General features: G+C 53.1%; 21 protein-coding genes and 1 tRNA gene. 21 read left to right on the top strand and 1 reads right to left on the bottom strand.

The features are described 5' to 3' along the window. Positions 1-9 precede the first annotated feature (9 nt). From AB1S50_RS09565 to AB1S50_RS09480, 18 genes are all read left to right on the top strand, one after another. Complete coding sequence (locus tag AB1S50_RS09565; protein ID WP_367150392.1) at positions 10-2,286, top strand: tail fiber domain-containing protein; 2,277 nt, start codon at positions 10-12, stop codon at positions 2,284-2,286. Beyond that, a complete protein-coding gene (locus AB1S50_RS09560) occupies positions 2,286-2,585 on the top strand; it encodes a hypothetical protein (protein WP_367150390.1) in 300 nt (99 codons plus the stop codon). The genes AB1S50_RS09565 and AB1S50_RS09560 overlap by 1 nt, the downstream gene beginning before the upstream one ends. Beyond that, the gene (locus AB1S50_RS09555; protein ID WP_367150388.1) at positions 2,582-3,232 is read left to right on the top strand and encodes a 2OG-Fe(II) oxygenase; all 651 of its coding nucleotides are present in this window, start codon (positions 2,582-2,584) and stop codon (positions 3,230-3,232) included. The genes AB1S50_RS09560 and AB1S50_RS09555 overlap by 4 nt, the downstream gene beginning before the upstream one ends. Next, entirely contained in the window at positions 3,222-3,470 is a 249-nt protein-coding gene (locus AB1S50_RS09550) for a hypothetical protein (protein WP_367150450.1), read from the top strand. Before AB1S50_RS09555 ends, AB1S50_RS09550 begins: the two co-directional genes overlap by 11 nt. 15 nt (positions 3,471-3,485) lie before the next feature. Continuing rightward, positions 3,486-3,728 (top strand): hypothetical protein, encoded by a 243-nt coding sequence (locus tag AB1S50_RS09545; RefSeq protein ID WP_367150387.1) that lies wholly within the window; start codon positions 3,486-3,488, stop codon positions 3,726-3,728. Continuing rightward, positions 3,721-3,966, top strand: coding sequence for a hypothetical protein (locus AB1S50_RS09540; protein ID WP_367150385.1), 246 nt, complete (start codon positions 3,721-3,723; stop codon positions 3,964-3,966). Before AB1S50_RS09545 ends, AB1S50_RS09540 begins: the two co-directional genes overlap by 8 nt. A 2-nt stretch (positions 3,967-3,968) precedes the next feature. After that, entirely contained in the window at positions 3,969-4,193 is a 225-nt protein-coding gene (locus AB1S50_RS09535; RefSeq protein WP_367150384.1) for a hypothetical protein, read from the top strand. Positions 4,194-4,408: 215 nt separating this feature from the next. After that, positions 4,409-6,076, top strand: a complete 1,668-nt coding sequence (gene terL / locus AB1S50_RS09530; protein ID WP_367150383.1) for a phage terminase large subunit — start codon at positions 4,409-4,411, stop codon at positions 6,074-6,076. 182 nt (positions 6,077-6,258) lie between these two features. Then, positions 6,259-6,468 (top strand): hypothetical protein, encoded by a 210-nt coding sequence (locus AB1S50_RS09525; RefSeq protein ID WP_367150382.1) that lies wholly within the window; start codon positions 6,259-6,261, stop codon positions 6,466-6,468. Positions 6,469-6,530: 62 nt separating this feature from the next. Next, positions 6,531-6,617, top strand: a tRNA-Leu gene (locus tag AB1S50_RS09520). Between the two features lie 541 nt (positions 6,618-7,158). Next, positions 7,159-7,353 carry a hypothetical protein gene (locus tag AB1S50_RS09515; RefSeq protein ID WP_367150381.1) on the top strand — a complete coding sequence of 65 codons (195 nt, stop codon included), beginning with the start codon at positions 7,159-7,161 and terminating at the stop codon, positions 7,351-7,353. Between the two features lie 239 nt (positions 7,354-7,592). Then, positions 7,593-8,981 carry a DUF3560 domain-containing protein gene (locus tag AB1S50_RS09510; RefSeq protein WP_367150380.1) on the top strand — a complete coding sequence of 463 codons (1,389 nt, stop codon included), beginning with the start codon at positions 7,593-7,595 and terminating at the stop codon, positions 8,979-8,981. A gap of 68 nt (positions 8,982-9,049) precedes the next feature. After that, complete coding sequence (locus AB1S50_RS09505; protein ID WP_367150379.1) at positions 9,050-9,571, top strand: hypothetical protein; 522 nt, start codon at positions 9,050-9,052, stop codon at positions 9,569-9,571. 679 nt (positions 9,572-10,250) lie between these two features. After that, positions 10,251-10,607 (top strand): MarR family winged helix-turn-helix transcriptional regulator, encoded by a 357-nt coding sequence (locus AB1S50_RS09500; RefSeq protein ID WP_367150378.1) that lies wholly within the window; start codon positions 10,251-10,253, stop codon positions 10,605-10,607. 210 nt (positions 10,608-10,817) lie between these two features. Continuing rightward, positions 10,818-11,870 carry a tyrosine-type recombinase/integrase gene (locus AB1S50_RS09495; protein WP_367150377.1) on the top strand — a complete coding sequence of 351 codons (1,053 nt, stop codon included), beginning with the start codon at positions 10,818-10,820 and terminating at the stop codon, positions 11,868-11,870. 595 nt (positions 11,871-12,465) lie between these two features. Then, entirely contained in the window at positions 12,466-12,825 is a 360-nt protein-coding gene (locus AB1S50_RS09490; RefSeq protein WP_367150376.1) for a PadR family transcriptional regulator, read from the top strand. Position 12,826: 1 nt separating this feature from the next. Further along, a complete protein-coding gene (locus AB1S50_RS09485) occupies positions 12,827-13,375 on the top strand; it encodes an HAAS signaling domain-containing protein (protein ID WP_367150375.1) in 549 nt (182 codons plus the stop codon). 24 nt (positions 13,376-13,399) lie between these two features. Then, complete coding sequence (locus AB1S50_RS09480) at positions 13,400-14,563, top strand: metallophosphoesterase (RefSeq protein WP_367150374.1); 1,164 nt, start codon at positions 13,400-13,402, stop codon at positions 14,561-14,563. A gap of 594 nt (positions 14,564-15,157) precedes the next feature. Here the strand turns inward: AB1S50_RS09480 and AB1S50_RS09475 are convergent. Beyond that, positions 15,158-15,544, bottom strand: coding sequence for a hypothetical protein (locus AB1S50_RS09475; protein ID WP_367150373.1), 387 nt, complete (start codon positions 15,542-15,544; stop codon positions 15,158-15,160). Between the two features lie 134 nt (positions 15,545-15,678). Here AB1S50_RS09475 and AB1S50_RS09470 point away from each other — a divergent pair, with 134 nt between their 5' ends. The 3 genes from AB1S50_RS09470 to AB1S50_RS09460 all read left to right on the top strand — a co-directional run bounded on the left by AB1S50_RS09470 (position 15,679) and on the right by AB1S50_RS09460 (position 20,565). Then, on the top strand, positions 15,679-16,578 hold the full coding sequence (locus tag AB1S50_RS09470) for an AraC family transcriptional regulator (protein WP_367150372.1): 900 nt from the start codon (positions 15,679-15,681) through the stop codon (positions 16,576-16,578). A 273-nt stretch (positions 16,579-16,851) separates the two neighbouring features. Further along, positions 16,852-17,436 (top strand): MarC family protein, encoded by a 585-nt coding sequence (locus AB1S50_RS09465; protein WP_367150371.1) that lies wholly within the window; start codon positions 16,852-16,854, stop codon positions 17,434-17,436. A gap of 477 nt (positions 17,437-17,913) precedes the next feature. After that, complete coding sequence (locus tag AB1S50_RS09460; RefSeq protein WP_367150370.1) at positions 17,914-20,565, top strand: TonB-dependent receptor; 2,652 nt, start codon at positions 17,914-17,916, stop codon at positions 20,563-20,565. Positions 20,566-20,877: the final 312 nt, after the last annotated feature.

Here is a 20,877-nt window from a genome sequence, read left to right as displayed (position 1 = left end):
GGAGCCACTATGGCTTTCACCAATGCACAGCTCGCACAGAAGATGGCCCAGCTCATCGAGCATTGGCAGGGCTTCAGTGTCGAGTACGCGAACTGGCTTGCTGGTTCCGCGAATGGTGGAACCAATGGTGACGGCAGGTATCCCTTAACGGACTGGACGGGCGCTGCCTACCAGGTGGAATCCCCGGCCCGCCTCGCAGCGAACGTCAACGATTTGATCAGCGGTGCTGCCGGGCACGAACAGACAGCTTCCGGGCACGCGGCCACGGCCACCTCGCAGGCAGACATTGCCATCGCACAGGCGAACCTTGCGGCGGCCGCACGCATCGCCGCCCAACAGGCACAAGTGCTCAGTGAAGCCGCCCGTGACGCGGCTGTCGATGCGCGCGTCGTTGCGGTCGCCCAGTCCAATAACGCCGTTAACGCCGCCCAGCAAACCGCAAGTGATCTCTCCATCGTCACCGCTGCCAAAGACGAAACATTGGTTGCCCGGGATGAAGCGGTACAGGCTGCCATCGATGCCGCGACGTTTGATCCCGCCCTTTATGCGCCCATCGCCCACAGCCACAACTATCTACCGCTCTCTGGAGGCAGCCTGGCGGGTAGCCTTAGCCTGCACGGAGAACTGAACTACACCGGCAACGCCAGCTTTTACCTCGATAACGAAACCGCCGATCAGGATATGTATTTGCGGGTGACCAACGGTGCCGGTTCCCTGCAAGTAGTGGCTGCCGGAATTGGGGCTGCCTCTGAAACGTACTTTCAGGCGCGACATAACGGCGCTCACAAATTCCGTACCCTGATCGGCGGTACCCGCACCTACGGCCGCGATACCGGGGTTGGTTTCGACCTGGAATTTGATACCAACAACAATGGTTATATCGATTTGTGGTCCGACACCCCGGATGACGTAATGTACATCCGCAACCTGTCTCATGGTGGCGAGATTTACCTCCAGACAGAACTGGATAATGGTTCCCGTTACTCAGGCCTTAGTGTGCGCAATACGGGTACCGCATCCTATGGGGAGCTTTACCATAACGGCACTTGGAGGGGCGCGGCCCAGTCCTACGGCTTTGCCGTAAACGGCGAGATGCGGGTACAGGGCAGCATCACCGGTAACAAGGCCACCATCACTCAAAATGGCGAATCAGTTAAGCTGCAAAATACCGTTACCGGCACCTCCAATTATATCGGCCTTTATCGCAATACCGGAAATACACGTACTGGCTACATCGGCCATGCGTCATCTACCAATGATCACCTCTATATCGTAGCCGATTTGGCAAATATCCAACTCACAGCCACCAACGGCGATGTTCTATGTACCAGCAAATTCGTCTGCACGAATCAGCTCGATATTACAGGCCTAATCGACACCGACAGCGCAGTACAAGCAGCGTCATATTACCGTACAGGCCAGGCCTACACGGGAGCCTATGGACTTTACGGTACCGGTTCCAGCTCCAATTGGGCACAAACCATATGGGGAATGAGTACTTCGTTCGACGGCGGTGCGCCGGGAGCCGGCTGGAATGCCACGGCGCTATATGGTCTCGCCTGGGTCCGGGGTTCCCACGCGGATACCAACTCCAGAATTGGGGAAGGCTTTTATGTCTACCAGAACGGCTCCCTGAAAGGCGGTATAGGTTCTTCTGGCGGTTTCGTCTCGGGGGCTCTTGAGGTGAATGGCCGTGTGTATTTCGATGACATTTCCGGCCCCTACATTCGCAGTTCAGGCACCGGTGCAGTCCGGGGCACTACCGCATACAACTCAGAGGGCGGTGCAACATTTCGTACCGACGGCGGCCAGCTTCAGCTTTATCAGACCAGCATCAGTGGAGGTCTCGAAGATCTTTGGGTTCAGTGCATCCGCAATGGCGGGGTCGCTTTGCGCTACAACAACAGCCAGAAATTCATTACCACCAGCACTGGCGGCACCCTTACCGGACAACTTGCCTCCACCACCTTCAACGCCACCTCCGCCCGCCGCCACAAGACAGCGATAAAGCCCCTGCAGTTCGATGTGATCGCCCTGCTTGATGACCCGAATATTCTCCCACAGCAGTACCAGTGGAAGAGAGAGTATGAGGGATGGGTGGCCGGTACCCACTACGGGTTTATTGCCGATGACGTGCTGAAGTCGGAGCCCCATAAAGGTTCTCTCGTTGCCCTCAATGCCAATGGTGATGTGAGCGGAATCAACTACATCAACGTGATCGCCATCCTCTGGAAGCAAAACCAGCTTCAGGAGCAGCGCATCAAGCACCTGGAGGCCCGCCGCTAATGGCCCTTTACTTTTACAACAACGGTGTCGATGCGGAGACCGACTGGTACCGCGGCTCTGGTTGTGCCGTGTCGAAGTACTATTATCAGGGCATCGCTTTCAGTTCCCGCTATGCCCCTCCCGGTTCCACTCAAAGTAACTATGCGGATACGGGCACCGGCTTCCTGCAGAGTGGTGTCGAGATCCGAACCCTCATCGGTGACAAGTCAATCGGCCCCGGCTCCCCGCCAGTAGGTGTAGTCAGTGTCGGCGGTGTTGGCGTTGGCGGTATTGGCGTAAGTGGGACACATATCCCATGACGCCGCTTAGAGTCGGCCCTGACATCTTCGTGTTCGATAGTGCCCTGCCACCCGGCGTGTGCCAATCGATCGTAGAAGCTGTCAAGCACAGCGACAAGTGGCGCCATGCGGAGGTAGTTCACGGCAGCCGCGCTAACGGTGACCCCCAGCGCACCCGGGAGCTGCTCTCGACGCGGAGCTATCTGCGGAATTGTATGATTTCCACCCTGAGTCAGCACCCACAACTGGAAGCTGCGATAGGCACCGTTCGGGACACCGTAAAATCCATCACCACCTGGTGGGATCATAACGTCTGTGAAGTGCCGCCTGGCTGGTCAATCGAAGAGCCCTATGTGGTGCGCTACGAAGTCGGCCAGCAGTTCGCGCGACATACGGACATTCGACGCATCCATAAAGGTCACAACCGGCTATTCACTGTGCTCTTCTATTTGAACGAGTCCCTCGGCGGCGACCTGCAGTTCCCCGACCACGGCCTTACGATCACCAACAAACCCGGCCGCGCGGTAATGTTCCCCAGTGGCGACACCTACCCGCACGCGTCCAACATGGTGGTCGGCGGTACCAAATACAGCATACCCGTCTGGGTCCACTATCCGGACCACCACCCCTATTACCATCTCAAACGGAGGGACACGCATGCCTGTTAGCGCAGAGCGGTCGGTGCAGCAGTACGCACCCTTGACCATCAACTTCGTCCTGGAGACAGCCCACGAGGAGCAAGCCTTCCGCGACTTCCTCGGTGCACTGAATATGCAGATGATCGAGGCTGTTCTACAGGCCCACAATAGCGACACCGCCACGCCCGAACGTGTCAGCGCAGTTGCCGCTCAGTTCCAGGAAATGATCACGGCAATGGCACCGCTCGGTTCGCCAACGGAATCATAAGGAGAATATGGAAACATGCTGACCTCCCTGACAGAGAAAATGACAGCCACTGTACTTGGTGCTGCCCTGATCGGGGGCGGCGGCGCTGTCCTCAAGAATTGGTACCACAACGGTGTTCAGGATGAACGCATCGCCTTCCTCGAAGAGGCACAGGATGACCAGAAGGAGCTGATGGAAACCCTGCAAGAAACCAACACCACCATTGCGGTGCTCAACGAGCGCCTCAAATGGCTCGAAAAGGAGACCCGCGATGAGTAAACGCGCACCTGCAGACCTGCTCGATGAACTGCACGGTACACAGGCAGCGGCCCTGTTGGCTGAAGTGCGACGCTACAAGGAAGCAGGTGAAGGAATTCCACCCGCCCTGTTCGCCCAGGTAAACAAGTTCCTCAAAGACAACGGCGTCGACCGGGCCATCACGCCCGGTGACAGTACCGACCTGCTCGATAAGGAACTCCCCACATTTGACGATAACGTCGTCCCGATCGGAGGCTAACTATGTGTCAGCTTTTAAAAGACCTCACAGTGATGCCCCTGAAGCACCACGCCAAAGTCGAGAACAAGCTTTCCGCCATATCCCCTATCGCCTCAACGGTCGAGAAGGAAACGGGGTGGCGGCCCTGGACTTCAACCCAGATGGCCGCAAAGCACCTGAAGGTGGACACCGGCCGTCGCAAGAATCAGTACTACAAGCCCGGCGCCAGGGGGAACCCTTACGGATGATGGCCATGTTCGACTACCGCTGCCCCAGGTGATGCACACCAGGAAATAAAAAGCGGCGGCCTCCTGTAAGCGCTTCTCAGGCGCTGTGAGATCGGCCCATCCCATCATATTCCTCCTTCCTCGATCCCCCAACCCCGAGCGGCTCACGCAGCCACATCTATGCTATGGCGAAAAAGAGATACCCGAGTTGGGTGAAGACCAGAACCCACGCTCGAATGCACGATGACTTTCGTGTGTTTCTATACTGGTTGTGGAAACAACTTGGACTGCCCGAGCCAACCCAGGCTCAGTACGAAATTGCAGAGTACCTGCAACACGGACCTAAACGGCGCATCGTGATGGCCTTCCGCGGTGTCGGAAAATCCTGGATCACATCCGCCTTTGTACTGTGGTGCCTGATGCGAAACCCTGACGAAAAAGTCATGGTGGTATCCGCATCCGAATACAAGGCGATTGAGTTCGCCACCTTCACCAAGCAGCTCATCGCAACCATTGACTTGCTGCAGTGGCTGACACCCAACACCAGTGCCGGACAGCGTGACGCTGTGCAGGCCTTTGATGTCGGCCCCGCCCGTCCCGCACAGGCCCCTTCCGTTCGAGCGGTGGGTGTCGGTGGTCAGATGACCGGCGGCCGCGCCACGAAGATTGTCTTTGATGACATCGAGATCCCCAACAACTCGGACACCGAAGGCAAGCGTGAGAAGCTCGACCTGCGCGCCCGTGAAATGGGCGGCGCCATCCTGGTGCCGGGAGGTCACTCGATCGGTCTTGGCACCCCACAGTCCATCCAGACCATTTACAACGGCTTTGAAGAGCGCGGCTACAACATCCGTATCTGGCCCGCACGGTACCCCGGTAGAGAACAGATCGATGCCTACAACGGCCGCCTGGCACCACAGGTGCTTGACCGGCTGACAAACGGTGAGGCATCTGAAGGCGACCCCGTGGACCCTCGACGGTTTACCGAAGAGGATCTTCAGGAGCGCGAGGCGGAATACGGCAAGTCCGGCTTCCTGTTGCAGTTCATGCTGGACACCACCCTGTCCGATGCCAACCGCTTCCCGCTGAAGCTCCGCGACCTGATCATCATGGACGTCGCCATGGACTCAGCACCCACCAAAGTGGTCTGGGCGTCCGGCAGGGCACAGATGCTGGAAGGGATGCCCAACGTCGGCATGAATGGAGACCGCTTCTTCTCCCCCATGCATGTGGCCGAGGCCTTCGCAGACTTCGAGGGCAGCGTACTGTTCATCGACCCCGCCGGTCGTGGGCGCGACGAGACCGCCTATGCGGCCGTGAAGTCCCTCCACGGCATGCTCTTCCTGCGCCGCTGGGGCGGCCTTATGGGCGGCTATGACGAATCTGTGCTCAAGACCCTTGCCGAGATCGCAAAGTCCGAGAGCGTCAACGCCGTACACGTCGAGAGCAACTATGGAGATGGCATGTTCAATGCCCTCTTCTCCCCGGTTCTCAACGACGTCTACCCCTGCCACCTGGAGGAGTACAAGGTTGCCGGCCAGAAGGAAGCGCGCATCATCGACAAGCTCGAGCCTGTCCTGAATGCGCACCGGCTGATCGTCGACAAGACCATCGTTGAACGTCAGCTCGACACCATTCCCATCAAGGAGGCCGGTGACAGGGCGAGAGTGTATAACGGCTTCTACCAGCTGGCCTTCCTCACCCGGGAGCGCGGCTCCCTGCCCCAGGACGACCGCATCGACGTCCTTGCAGAGGCCGTGGGGTATTTCACCCAGTCGGTCGCAAGGGACGTTAAGAAGGCTGAAGACAAGCGCAAGGCCCGCCTGCTGGAAGAAGCGCTCCGCGCTCATCAGAAGAACTGCAGGGCACTGTCAGGGCGACACGACCGCCGTCGTTGGAATTAAGTACCACTAACGGGGGCGAAGCCCATGACAGATACCTTAAAGGTCACTTATAGTTAACTTAAAGTTCCACTCCCCGTTAGTGGTACCTTATTCTCAGGGGACGGCATTGCGGCCTTGAAGTGGACTGTAGCAGAGGGGGATACCCACCCCCTCCCCTCCATATAATCTGTCGGTGAGACAACATGAAGTGGGTGAAGGCTCCCTTATACATCGGCCTACTGCTGGCCCCCCTGTACCTGATGCCACCTGATTGGGGCTTCAGGATCTCGCTCACCCTCCTGGTGGTGCTGTTCTTCAAGTACTATGGCAAAGCCTGCCGGGAGCTGGGGGAGCAGGATGCTTACCGCAAGATCACAGAGCAGAAGAAGGCCCAGCAGGAAAGGGCCGAATAGCCCCCTTTCTGGTCCCGTTGCGATTCACGGAGAGAGCGTGTAAAGTGCACCTCCCTCCCGAGGCCCGGGTGGCGAAATTGGTAGACGCAGTGGATTCAAAATCCACCGAAGGCAACTTCATGTCGGTTCGAGTCCGACCCCGGGCACCACCCCAAATATTTTGATACAAAAATCCGAGACCGGGACTTTACGTATACCGTCCCCGCCGCCCCCCCGTGCCCCTTGCAGTGGCCGGGCCTGGTTCCGCCCGTCACACTTTATGTCACACCGCGCGCTCTATCCCTTATTGGGTGGGGGTTACCGGGGGATTGAGTATCCTATTCCCGCCTTTTTGCGGGCGCCTACCGCTTCCGCCCTGCCCGCCCCTCCGGTTCCGCTCCCCTGCCAACCTATCTGTTTTTTTGTCAGCCGTCTCAGACCACTAATAGTCACTAGCAGTTGTCTCTATGTCGACTGCATGGGGCTGGCCGAGTGCTGCCATCCTGAAATTTTTTAATTCTTCTCAAAATTATTAGTTGACATACCGGGAAGAATGACAGATAGTGCCCATCAACAACACGGCTACACGCCTGAGTTTACCGGCCCCTGAGCGGCGCTGTTCTTTAACAATTTGACGCGGTCTGGCAGGCATCACTGCCACTGAAGAGTCCTGACGATGGACGAAACCGCAACCACTTAAAAGGTGACATCATGTTAACTATTGAGGACTATCGCGCCGGCCTCTGCTCCAAAGATGAAATTCTCGAGATTATTGGCTGGCAGATTCACCATTGCGAAATGAGCTTGATGGGTGCCGGCACTCCGACGGAGATACTCAGGACTAACCAGCAATTATCCGTACTGAAGCAACAGCAGCGAGTGATACTGTTGGGTGGTCGTGCCTAATTTTTTTTAAATCCATTAGTTGACTTACCGGGAGCGCTGACATATTGGGAATATTTGCTTTATGTATCGCTGCTGGCTGGGTTCTGGCAATCCCTGTTCGGAGGCTGGTCGCATGATCTTTTTTGCTTGGGGTGTGGCTATCACCTGTGCCGCGCTCGCTATCAAAGGTTGATTTAACAGGGCGCCTTCTCCGGAGGGTGCCCGATTAAACCAACCATGCCCATAGGAGGGTAAATTCTATGACTATGACCGCAACCTATTCAGCTGAGGATAACAAGCTACGGCTCTACCCCGCTAGACGGCTAGATGATGAGCTATATGCACGGGTCAAAGAAGCAGGCTTTAAATGGGCGCCAAAGCAAGAGCTATTTGTTGCCCCTAAGTGGTCGCCCGCCCGTGAAGACTTGTGCGTTGAGCTGGCCGGTGAGATTGAACCGGAAGAGCTGACCCTAGCCGAGCGAGCGCAGATGAAAGCCGAACGATTAGAAGGCCTAGCAGTTAGGCGTACTGCTGACGCCCGAGGATTTGCCGCCGCCGCTGCTTCCATCAGTGAACGCTTTGCGATGGGCCAGCCGATTCTAATAGGGCATCACAGCGAGAAAAAGGCACGCAAAGACAAAGAAAAATTGGAGCGTAACCGTCAGCGGGCGGTAAAGGCTCAAGAAACCGCGCATTATTGGAACTACCGAGCACAGGGTGTGGAGCGCTTCGCGAATATGAAAAGCGACCCTTTCGTAATCGCTCGCCGCATTGACACCCTGCTCAAAGAGCTGCGAACGCACCAACGCACATTAAATGACGCTTTCACGTGCCTGGGATTATGGCAGCGAATAGAAGCTAAACGCGAAGAGCTAGAGCCGGCCAACTGGCGCGAGACAGTCCAACATTACGTGGGCATGTCGTTTAAGAGTGGTTACTGCTGCGCCGCACCGTTTAAAACTGAAAAGAATTGGTCCATGTGTGGCGCCCTGCTCGACGAAGAATTGAGCCACGATGAAGCCCTACAACTTTGCCTCACATACCATGCACGCATTCTGAATAGCCAAACAACCAGCCGCTACATTCAGCACACCTTGAACCGCCTCGCCTTTGAGCGTTCGCGATTGGGTGAAGTCGCCCGCTTTGACGGAGATTTAAAAGCAACGACTTTGCAGGCCTTTGCACGTACCCACGGAGCTGATACACCAAAAGCAACACGAACCGTGGACGGTTTCACCTTGAAGTGTGCAAGCCCGCTGCCTGTCCACCTCGGCGAAGGCTTAGAAATCACCCTTAGCGATGATGGGTGGTGTGACCTAATGCAAGCTGTGGGCTATACGGTGCCAGAGAAAAAGAGATCAGCCAAGCCACCCCTGTTAAATTTGGACGTTAAGAGCATAGAGGCGGCCATGTACGGACGGGTCATAGAGTACGAAGTACGGCCGATGGCAAAGTCCGAACATGCAAAGATTGCCCATGGTTACAAAGGCGTTAGGCTCTCTACCTGCGGGCAGTTCCGGTTCCGCACAGCAATGGTAATGAGTGAACGAGGCAGCACAACTCTTGTTGCAATCCTACTTACCGACTCCAAAAAGCACGCTATTCCGGAGAGCGACGCGGTCAAGCATAAGGCGGGGGCGGTAGCGTGAAGGCCTCCGTATATACCCGCCCAAATAAACCGGCATTTATTCCGGTCAGACGTAGGGAGGCGCCCCAAGTGGGCGCTCTCGATCTCCCAAACGTCGAGCCTATCGCGGTGGACGCGACGACAGAGTGTCACATCACCCCTGCCCTCGTTGCGTCCCGTATGGCGGAGTACCTAGACATCCCTGCCGGTCGAATCCTGGAGCCCAGTGCGGGCACCGGTGCGTTAGTTGCGGCACTGCTTGAAAAGGGCCACCCTGCGGAGCAAATCGTAGCAATTGAACGCCACAGCTCACTAAAGAGCGCCCTCTTGCGGCGCTTAGAAGGTGAACCTGTGGAAATCATCTGCGGCGATTTCTTAGAATACGCGAAAGGCGCTCGTGTAAACTTTTCCGGCGTACTGATGAACCCACCATTTAGAAAGGTTCGCCAGCACGTAGACGCCGCCCTCTCGCTGCTATACAGCGGCGGCGCGTTGGTCGCACTGGTTCCAGACACTTTCCAACACGATGCCGCGGAGGAGATCGAAACTCTGCCTAATGACATCTTCGCACTGGCCAAAGTGCGGACAAAGATCGTCCGCATAAACCGATAACGAATTTTCAGCCTTTATGGGCCAGTATCAACCCGCAGACTAAACACACCAACTAAAAGGAGTAAGCCATGCTGCCAACCTTTAAGAAGTTTCGAGATTTCCTGCTTGCAGAGCGGCGCAAGTTGCAGGCAAGACAGTACATTGATTTTGCACCAACCGACGGCCGTTGCAGATTCTGCCGAGCCGATCTAACAGTAGTGTTTGGCCCTCGATACCCTACCCAGCGCATTACCGGGTGTCCGTCATGCCACCACAGTTATTGCGAATAGGTCAGCTATCCGCCTTCCTCTAAGTACGCAAGCCGACCGCAACGCATTACCACAATTCATCATTTTTTATCAGTGGTCGGCCATATACAGAACGTGCAGGAGGATGAATTTTCCGATAATGTGATAAATATCACGACGTTGTGCCCGCAGACAGACGGTCATTAGGATCCTGACCCGCCCTCGAACATGGACACGGCGCAGTATCGGCCCCTCATAAGGGGTATATGTCAGTCGCTAGTATGCGACATCTGAAGAGCGAAGAACTATGCAAATCTATACAGAACTGAGGAGGGGAACCCCCCTCTTTTACTTCGAGCACTATCAGGAGCATAATGCTCAAGGTGGGACGTTTGACACAGTGGTAATAGGTGTCCCATTCTGCCACATAGAAATCTCAATGGAGACAAAGCGTGAACTCACAGCAGCGCCAAAAGCTGAACAACTTACTAGATCTAGTGGGGACCATCGGGAAAGTCACAAAACATGAGGACATGAGCCTGCACCAGTTGAAGGTGCTGCTCTTGGTCGCGGTTCGTGACGCATACGAAAGCCCTGCGGACAGTCGCGAAATAGCAGAAGCGCTCGGCCTCTCGACGTCCGGCGTTAGCCGGGCGGTTGCCTCGTTAGGGGAGCACGGCAGAGGCAAGAGTTCAGGTCTCGGGCTTCTCGAAACGCATATAGATCCTGAAGATCGTCGCCGCAAATTTGTTCAGTTAAGTCGTAAAGGTGTGAAAGCGCTGACTGAGATTGTGGCGGCCGCAAAATGAAAGCCAACGCACAATGTCAAAGAAAAGAGAAGTTAAGGAGCTGCTCAAGTGGGCTGCTTCTCGCGGTTGGACATACCGCCGCACTAACGGGGGGCACTATCGATTAAATAGGCCTGGATGTCCGCTGATATTCACAGGCACAACCCCAGGGAAACACAGCGCACTGGCGAATAGTCGGGCGCGAATATTACGTGCAGAAAGGGAGATCGTATGAAACTAACGCAGAGAGACAATGGAATCTGGTTGCTCGACTACCGTGATGCGCTCGGGAAGCGGAAACGGAAGAGCTTGGGCACCCGAGACAAGCACGAAGCCGAGCGGCGTGCTCAAGACTTCTTGTCAAACAAAAGCGGGGGGCTATCAGACTGGACCCTCAATGATGCCTTAAAGCACTGCTACACGCAGCACTGGCAGCACCAGAAGGGTTGGAAGTCGAAGGCCTCCGTGGTGAAACTGGTGTCTGCGGACATGGGACACTATAAGCTTGCCGAGATCGACTATGCGCTGCTCTCTGAGTTTGTCGGCCTGATGCGCAAGCGTGACCTCAAACCTGCCACCATCAACCGCCGCCTCGCGTCTATATCCAAGGCCCTCAACGAGGCCGCTAAGCTGGGCAAGATTCAAGCCGCACCGCCCATCCCCCTCCAACCGGAGAACAACAAAAAGCTTCGCTGGCTGTCGCCAGAAGAAGAAGAGCGCATGCTCGCCCGTTGCGACATCCTAGTCGAACGGGACGCGGTACTCATCCGGGCATTGCTGGTGTTCCTGATCGACACGGGTGCTCGACTGGGGGAGGCGCTCAACATGCAACCGAATGTGGTGAGTGAAAACAGCGTACTCTTCCTCGATACCAAATCACGGGTTGAGAAGCCAAAGCATCGGCGTGTGCCTCTCACTGCCCGGGCATTGGCAGCGGCCAGGTTAATCGCTGATCAGAATCGACTGGGCGGCATGTTCAACACGGACCAGCTCAACTCTCGGTTCCGTCGTGTTCTGAAAGTAGCTGGCCTTACCGGCGTCACATTCCACACCATGCGGCACACTTGCGCTTCCCGGTTGATCCAACGTGGAGCCAAGATTCATGAAGTGCGGGAGTGGCTGGGGCACAGCTCGGTAACCGTCACGGAGCGCTACGCGCACCTCGCGGATTCCTCACTAGACCACCTCACAGCCCTTTTAGATGGCACAGATAGTTTCGGAGTGTCAACTACTGGTCACACTGACAAGAATGTGGCACAGTTTCCAAGAAGAAAAACTATATAAATCAATAAATTAAATATCTCTTGTCGCACTTACGGCGGATTCAAAATCCGTTGGGGTAAAACCCGTGCCGGTTCGAGTCCGGCCTCTGGTACCAGTAAAATCAAGGGGTTAGCGATTTATGCCTTAACCTTACTCTTTGAAAATCCCGCCAAAATGCCAACAAAGTGTCAACGCATAATCGCGAATGCCTTAATACGGACTGTCAGATCAAGTCTGCAGGCTGTTGAAAAAGTATTTTTCAACAGCCTGTCTAAACTAATCCATAGCATTGCCGAAGTCGCGGAGCGGTTTAGCATTTGCTCGAAGACGCTGCACCCCACGACCACTCGCCATCCACTCCTTCTTTATTATTACCTTGTGATAATCGATCAATGTTTTGACGCATAAAGCTTTATTTTGACATCTCCACTTCCGGATAGATGCCAATAAGTAGACCTGCTCAAAAGGATCGCCGACTAAAAAGCACCCATTGGGGATGGGTAGGATCGGCGCCAAGTTTCATGAACCCAGAATTTGCTTGCACTTCAGATCAAAATGCATTACAAGGTAACCTTGCAGTACAAGATTACTTGACAATACATAGAAGGAATACAATTTGGAGCCTATCGAACATAAATGGAATGTGCAGTTCCGTAAGGGGACACTGGAAATGGTGATCTTGGCTCTGCTTGGCCACGAAGCCCAGTTTGGCCTTCAGCTTCTTCATAGCCTTCATCAATTTGAAACCATGAAGATTACCGAAGGAACCTTGTACCCCCTCCTTGATCGCCTAAAGCGTGAAGGTGTTATTGAAAGCTATTGGCTGCAAGAAGGTGAGTCCAGACCACGCAAATACTATCGATTATCCGCTGCAGGGCGAGACAAGCTGGATGGACTTCAAAGCCGGTGGCTACGATCTGTTAAAGATATTAACAAGCTATTTAAACAGTGTGAGTTAAAGGATAAAAGGAAATAATATGGCGCGAAACAAACTAATACATGATTACTTATCCGAATTGGAAATTTACTTATCCAGAATAAGTGAGATTCAAGCCCTGGAAGTAGTTCGGGAAATCGAAAGTCATATCTATGACTCTCTCGATCTACAGGAAAAATCTGATAATACAGAAATTGAATTGATTTTAGCTAGACTGGGCACTCCAAGGGATTTGGCAGCAGGATATATAGAGCATGTTACTACAGGTGCTGCTCCTCCAAAAGGGTTAAAACCTCTGTCGGGAATCAGGAAAGGGATTAGCAAGAGTATCTACTATTTAATCGTCAGTGTTGGATTTGGCATCAGCATCGCCCTTATTACAGCCGCAATGGTCAAATTAATCAGTCCCTCCATTTTTAGCGTTTGGATTGCGGAACATGGCAACAGTTTAATAATCTCATTTAGCCAAGCTGACCAATCAGCCCAAGATTTAGGCACTGTATGGGTGACTTCCACTGCTATTTTGATTGGCTTTTCGACATTCTATTTAACCTCCAGGATTTCTCGCATATTGAAAATGCACATTTAAACCAACAATAAAAGGAATTAATCTGTGTCTGTTATTATCACCAACTTAAAACACTTTGGAATTACCTTTACCTTACTATTTCTATGCGCGGTTGGATTCGGACTGTATATTGGCGCCGATGCTCACTTATCTGAAGATAAACTTGCCTATAAACTGGACGGGGAAGTCCATGTCTTTTATGAAAACAATCTACCGTTTGCCAAAAGAATAAAAGGCAGTAAAGAAAATGGATTTTATACCGATAAAACATTTAATACCGAATATGGATCACTCAGTTTTTCTGTTCCATTTCCATTAGACACCAGTGAATTTATTGTCACTATTGACCCTGAAATCATAACCCCAGAAATAACTTATGATGACGGCGAGCCTATAGTCGCCATATCGGATATTGAAAGCAATTTCAGCGCTTTCAGGAATTTTTTGGTGACTCACGGTGTGGCGGACAAACAATTAAACTGGACTTTTGGCCAGGGTCACCTTGTGCTTGTCGGCGATTTTGTGGATCGCGGCGCCTCCACAACCCAAGTCCTTTGGGGGATCTATAAGTTAGAGCAGTCTGCCAAACTGGCCGGAGGAAAGGTACATTTTATAATCGGAAATCATGAAATAAAAAGTCTACAGGGTAATTATCAGTCTGCGAATAAAAAATATTTTTATATTGCAGGCATGCTGGGCAAACAACAGTATCACCTGTTCGATGAAAACTCATTTTTGGGCCGCTGGATGGCATCAAAAAATGTTCTGGAGGTGATTAATGGGATTGCTTTTACACATGGCGGCATTCATCCCCGTTTAGCGGAATTCGATCTTTCCCTGCAGGAAATCAATAACCTTGTCCGCGAAAGTTATAGAGATCTATATTACACGCCAGTTGTTGAGACTATGGAATCTTTTTTGAGATCCAGCACAACCGGGCCAGCCTGGTATCGAGGTTACTTTAAGGACGACTTATCACAGCGGGAGATTGAGCAGGGTTTGGAAGCCGTAGGCGCCAATGCGGTGGTCGTTGGCCATACACTGCAAAGCAAAGTCACAGCCTTATACAAGAACAAGGTTCTGGCAATTGATGTAAAACATCCAAAGGACTATGTAGTCAGTTTCCCCATCCGGAAAAGCGAAGGTCTACTGATCAAAAACGGGCAGTATTTCAGGTTGCTGGAAAATGGTGAAGCAAAAGCTATTTAAACTGGGAACCTGAAATAAATTAATGTGGGAAGCTGGAAGTTTTGGACCAGAAAAATTGAATTGATTGAAAAAATTCCTGGCGATCCCTATCGGGAAAAAAGACTTTGTAGTACTTCTAAAAATAGGGTTTCATATTAATTCACCCTCTTTACAGCCTCCAGTTGCGGGAATGTGAGCCAACAGCCCGACGCATTGTCACCCTGTTCTTGCGGGGGTTCTATCCTGTAGCCGGCAACCAGGGAACCTCCGATTATTCTCGAGATGCCAGCCACCCGGACCGGCATCTCGATATACTCTGAATTGAATCTGCACTTGGGCCTGTTCACACCACTGAATTGGCCCTGTTGTGACAGAAAAGAGGCCAATCGAGGCAAGAGGAGCGCGGTTTGGTTTTTCCAAATGAGCGACGAGCAACGAAGAGTGGCGTCTTTTCCAGCACAACCCGAAGGACTGCCGCTGGTTTCGCGCCCTGCGGCGTTAGAAATTGCTTATGTGGACCCACCACACTGCGCAATTCCTGCCTTGCAGGCCACAAAACCAGTAGCAGTAGGGCTATCTCAGTTAGTGTGAACAGGCCCTAGATATGCTTTAGGATTATTTCGCCGCTTTGACAACGTCCAGGTCATACCAAGGCGTGGGGTTGATGGGGCAACGGAAACGAACCCCTTGCTCGGTGATGGTAACCCGCGATCTGCGTGTCTCGCCTGGCTCCAGTGGGAACATGTCCAGTTGGGCGTGTGTCTTGTAGTTTTGGATTTGAAATCCTACCAGTTTATTAGCTTTGTTGGTGACAACAAATTCGTACTCACCAGCCTCCAAACCAGCGACGGTTTCCTTGGCTTCGAAATAGCCGTTGTATTCATCAAGATGAATCACAGTCACGCCTTCGCTGTTTTTTTGCGGTGTGCCGGCATAGCCGACCGCAGCCATCAATAGGCCGCTAGCCAGGACACACAGGGCAAAGATCTTTCTGATTGTCATGCTTAGTTCCTCCAAATACAGATAGTCAGTGTTGGCAACCAGGTTGCAGAGTGGACTATAAAGTAGGATCATATGAACTTAAAATGCTATTTTGTTCACTTTTTCGGTCAAATCGTACGATTTCGAGAGCTATTATGTACCTTGATGATAGGGACGCCCTGAGCAGGATCCTGCAGGGCCTGGGGTTGAAGGTAGATGTCTATGCCCATGGGGACTTCTGCGGCCACTGGGCAATCGATACCTCGGGGTCGCGTCGGATGCCCTTCCATTTACTGACGGTGGGCAAGGCCTGGCTGCATCGGCCCGGCCAGGAGCCGACCCTGCTGACGGCTGGTGACTTGGTGCTGTTTCCCTACGACCATCAACATGTGGTGTCCAGCGAGTCAAAAGAGCCCCCGGAGGACAAAGCCAATCAACCGATCGACCAGGGCCAGGCGGTTTCCGCCAATATGGTTTGTGGTTTCTTTGAGTTCAGCAGCCGAATTGCCTGGCCATTACTGGATGCCATGCCGCCGGCGGTGATTCTCGATTTTGGGGTTCAGAGTTCCCAGCCGCAGATCCGTACCATTGTCGGCCTCTTGATCAACGAACTTCAGACAAGGGAAATGGGCTGTTTCGCAGCTGCAAATCACCTGGCCTACCTGCTGTTTATCGAGGTTTTACGCCTGCAAATGCACCAGGCCGAGCAACGGGGCCTGTTGGGCGCCCTGGCAGACCCGAAAATCGGCAAGGCCCTCAACCTGATTCACAATGAGCCGCAGCAACCCTGGACACTGGACTCTCTGGCCCAAGCCGTTGCCATGGGAAGGACGGCGTTTGTCAATCGGTTCCGCGACTTGGTCAATATCACGCCCATGCAATACCTTACACAGTGGCGTATGCGCGATGCCCAGCAGATTCTGCTGACCAGTCAGCGCAGCATTGCGGATATTGCAGGGCAGGCTGGCTATCAATCCGAGGCCGCCTTTCGCAAGGCGTTCAAGCAGGTGACAGGATGCTCGCCGGGCCAATATCGCAAGCGGGAGTGTGAATAGCGACAGGTAGCCTGAAGACCATTGCCCTGGGCGTGGCGGAACCTATGGTCAAGGCTGCCGAGCGGGCACGGTACATCAATACTTTCCACACTGCAGGCCTGACGCTTATGGCCAACCAGATCTCGCTCCACCTGGGGGCGGGTGAACCTTAGCTTACGGCACCACGCCGGACCCTGTGGTCTGTTAAAATTGGAACACTACCGGTCGGGGCGCAATTTCGCCTGCCAGGAAACCGGGGCATTACCGCCGGCACCTTCTCAAGTTGATGGATAAATGGATACTCTAACTGCCTTTCTCACTTTGCTGTTCGTCATGGATCCGCTGGGCAATATCCCCATATTCCTGGCGGCACTGAAGAGTGTCCCCCCCAAGCGCCAGCCCTACGTCATTATGCGTGAACTGATCTTTGCGCTACTGGTGCTGCTGGTTTTCCTGTATGGCGGGCAGTTTCTGCTGGCCTGGCTCGGCCTTTCACAGGAAGCCATTCGTATAGCGGGCGCCATCATTCTGTTTCTGATCGCCATCCGCATGGTATTCCCCTCCGAAGGGGGCATCATGGGCGAACGGTTGGAGGGTGAACCTTTCTTCGTACCCCTGGCAGTGCCCCTGGTGGCGGGGCCGTCCACCATGGCAATCCTGATGCTGATGACCAACAGCGAGGGGGAGCGGCTGCTCGAATGGACCCTGGCGCTGCTGGGAGCCTGGACGGTATCGGCACTTATTCTGCTGGCTTCGGCACCCCTGGCACGACTGCTGGGTGGCCGAGGATTAATCGCGGTAGAGCGCCTGATGGGCATGGTGCTGGTGATGCTGGCGGTGCAACTATTTCTCGATGGGGTAAAAGAGTCCCTTGCCTGATTCCCTCCCACAACCACGTCCATTCCACTGAGCAGAGGCGAAAGGCCCCCATAGATACTTTCTTCCTGCCCCCAGGTGTAACTAACACCCAATGGATTTGTGCCACTGACAGCCAGTTGTATTGGCCTATTGTATTTATTGTTGCAGATGCTTAGAAATAGATTAATAAATAGACAAATAGATCAATTTTTAACCTCACCTCCTTCACTCACTTCAATATAAATGTATTGTCACAAAATTCACCTTTTTTTGTAAAAAATTAACTGCTAGATACAAAAAGTAGGATAAATCTACCTAGTTAAGAACGCAAAATGACCGTTTAGTTTAATTTTTATCCAGCTTGGTGTTCGTAAGTTGACCGCAATATAGTCAGTTTAGTTCCTTATTTACCCTTAATGCATTAAAGTCCGCATCCGCGATAAATACTTCATAAGCACAATTTAATTTAAATTTATTTAAGTTTAATAAGGACGCAGTATGATCAAAACCAAATTGAGCGTTGCTGTCGCAACTCTTAGCACTGTGACCGCTACCGGTGTGATGGCTCAAAACTCTACTTCTGGACCTGCTGTGGAAGAAGTTGTAGTAACCGGTTCGCGCATCGCACGTGACCCTCTATCTACTACTGGGCCGATCACAGTGGTTGACTCTGAGGCGATTCAACGGTCCGGTGTCGGCACCATCGATGAGCTGTTGAACGAATTGCCCTCCCTGGGCAACGCCGGAATCAATGCGAACGACAACAACGGCGGCCTGGGTCTAGCATTTGTCGATCTGCGTAATTTGGGTTCTGCACGCACTCTGGTTCTGGTCAATGGGCGCCGTTTCGTGTCGTCTGCTTCGGGTGTCAGTTCCGCAGTGGATATGAACAATATCCCAGTGGACATGATAGATCGCATCGAAGTCCTCACCGATGGTGCTTCCGCGGTATATGGTTCGGACGCAGTAGCGGGTGTCATCAATGTGGTCATGAAAGATTCATATGATGGCGTACGCATAAGTGCCCGTGGCGGCGTTACTGAAGAGGGTGGCGGCGAGAATGGCGAACTCTCGATTACGTTCGGGAACGAAGGTGAGCGCGGCAACATAATTGGCAACATCACTCATAGCACACGGGATGAAATCACTTATAACGACCGCGAGTGGGCCAGTCTGTTTAGCTCTATAGCCCCTAACGGCAATATTTTTACCAATTACGGCAACTTTTCTGTCGGTGACGATGGCACCAGTCTGAACCCCTATTCGCCCTACAATATTGGCCAATTTATGTGGCTATCCGGTGCCCTGGATCGCACCAGTTTCAGCTTGTCTGGTAATTATTCTCTGACTGATTCGGTTGAGGCCTACGGTGAATTCAGTTACACCAACAAAACCACCAACCAGCAATTGGCCGCACAACCAATGCTTTCCAGCACGGGCCTTGTCATAAATCCGGAGCAACACCTGCCAGTCGAGATTCAGAACCAATTGGAAAGTACATGGCAGGAAGCATTCAATGCCTGGGTGGCCAATGGAAGCAATCCTGATGACGCAGTGAACCCCTTCCCTGGCAACAGTTGGGTTGAAGGGTTCAACGACTTTCGTATCCGGCCGGTAACCGGCGGCACCCGCAACTCAGAACAAACCACTGATACCTACCGCTTCGTAGGCGGTCTCCGTGGTGATCTGGCCAATGGCTGGAACTGGGACTCATTCGCCAGCTATGGCAGAAATGAGGGTGAAAACTCCATCGGCAACTCCTATAACAGGGCTCGACTGGATGAAGTCCTAAGTGGCGAGGCAGGGTTGGACGTCCAGCTTGCCGGAGGAATAAGCCCCGAGATTATCGATTACTTCCGCTACAACGACCGCGAAGACAACGAATATGAACTGATCAATGTTGGGGCATCCCTGTCCGGTGACATTGAGTCGATACAGTTCCAGGGCGGCGCACTGGGTTTTGCCACTGGCTTGGAGTACCGGAAAGAGTCCGGAGAGTTCAATCCGAGCCCGGAAACCCAAAGCGGCGATACTTTTGGTAACCAGCAGGATGCCACTGGCGGCGATTACAATGTTTCTGAGGTGTTTGCAGAGTTCAACCTACCGATCTTTGAGGATGCCAGGTTCGCGAAGGAGCTGTCAGCAGATGTAGCAGTGCGCTACTCTGACTACAGCACTTTTGGCGGCGAAACCACCGGGAAGTTTGGGCTGGTATATGCGCCAATCGAAGATCTGCGTTTTCGTGCCAGCTACTCCACCGCCTTTCGTGCACCTGGCATTTACGAGCTGTTCAGCGGTACGGCTCAAAGTTTTGAATTCCTGATCGATCCTTGTGATACCAGTCCGGCCAATGGCGAAGGTCAGGGTGCCAACTGCTCAGCTGTTAATCCTGGGTTCACCCAGGCCGGTAACCAGGTACCGACCAATATCGGCGGCAACGAAGATCTCCAACCAGAAGAAGCCAAAACCTTCACTGCGGGTATAGTGTGGACACCGGGCTTTGTAGAAGATCTGTCTGTCACACTGGATTATTTTGATATTCATATCGACGATACCATCACCTCCCCCGATTTACAGCGTATTCTCGACGACTGTTATCGGGAGGGGATTGCCGACGCCTGTCAATTTGTTACCCGCGGTGCTGGCAACCAGATTATCCAGCTCGAAGGTGCGCAATTGAACATTGGCCGAACTGATACCCGCGGTATCGACCTGGATGTGTCCAAGAGCTTCTACTTCAACGCAGGACAGCTGGATCTGCGTGCTCAGGCCACGCACCTGCTGGAGTACGAGGAGTTCAATGAACAATCCGGCACTGAGACTGATTTGGTCAACTTCGTCGGCACAACCAGCGGCCTGTATGTAGACTGGCGAGGCCTCGCCAGTGCCACTTGGTACGGCAACGATTGGCAGGTTGGTACTGATATCCGGTATCTGAGCGATGGGGAAAGTTCATTCCGGCCGATAGACGCCGTAACCTATCTCGACCTCAATGCAGGTTGGACTGTAACCGATGCGGTGCGTTTGTCCGCAGGTATTGATAATGTCACCGACGAAGAGCCTGAAGATGTCTCCGGCTTCGGCGACTGGAACAGCGCCTATGACTTCAGAGGCCGCTATGCATGGGCTGGCGTGAGTTACGAGTTCTAGACAACTTGCAGCAATCGTCAACTAAAGGGGCGCTTTAGCGCCCCTTTTTCTTTGTTTATAAACCGGCCAATCTAAAGCATCCGTAGCTATGTACAGAGTCCTTGAAATCCCTCGCAATTATGTAAGATAGCCTTAAATTCAGTGCTTAGCGCTGGCATTGCGCAGCAACCTAGTGGGCTATGCGGAAAATAAGGTTACGTGATTTGATTTCATGTATACTTGCCCCATGGATACTCCGGACGTTTTTACAATTACCGCTCATGATGCAGCGACCCTGGAAAGCTGGATTCGCAGCACCTCGCTTCAGCAGGG

The sequence above is a fragment of the Microbulbifer discodermiae genome, assembly GCF_040742695.1.
Classification (GTDB): domain Bacteria; phylum Pseudomonadota; class Gammaproteobacteria; order Pseudomonadales; family Cellvibrionaceae; genus Microbulbifer.
Note: the sequence above shows the minus strand (reverse complement) of the source record. Positions and strands in the feature narration are given on the sequence as shown.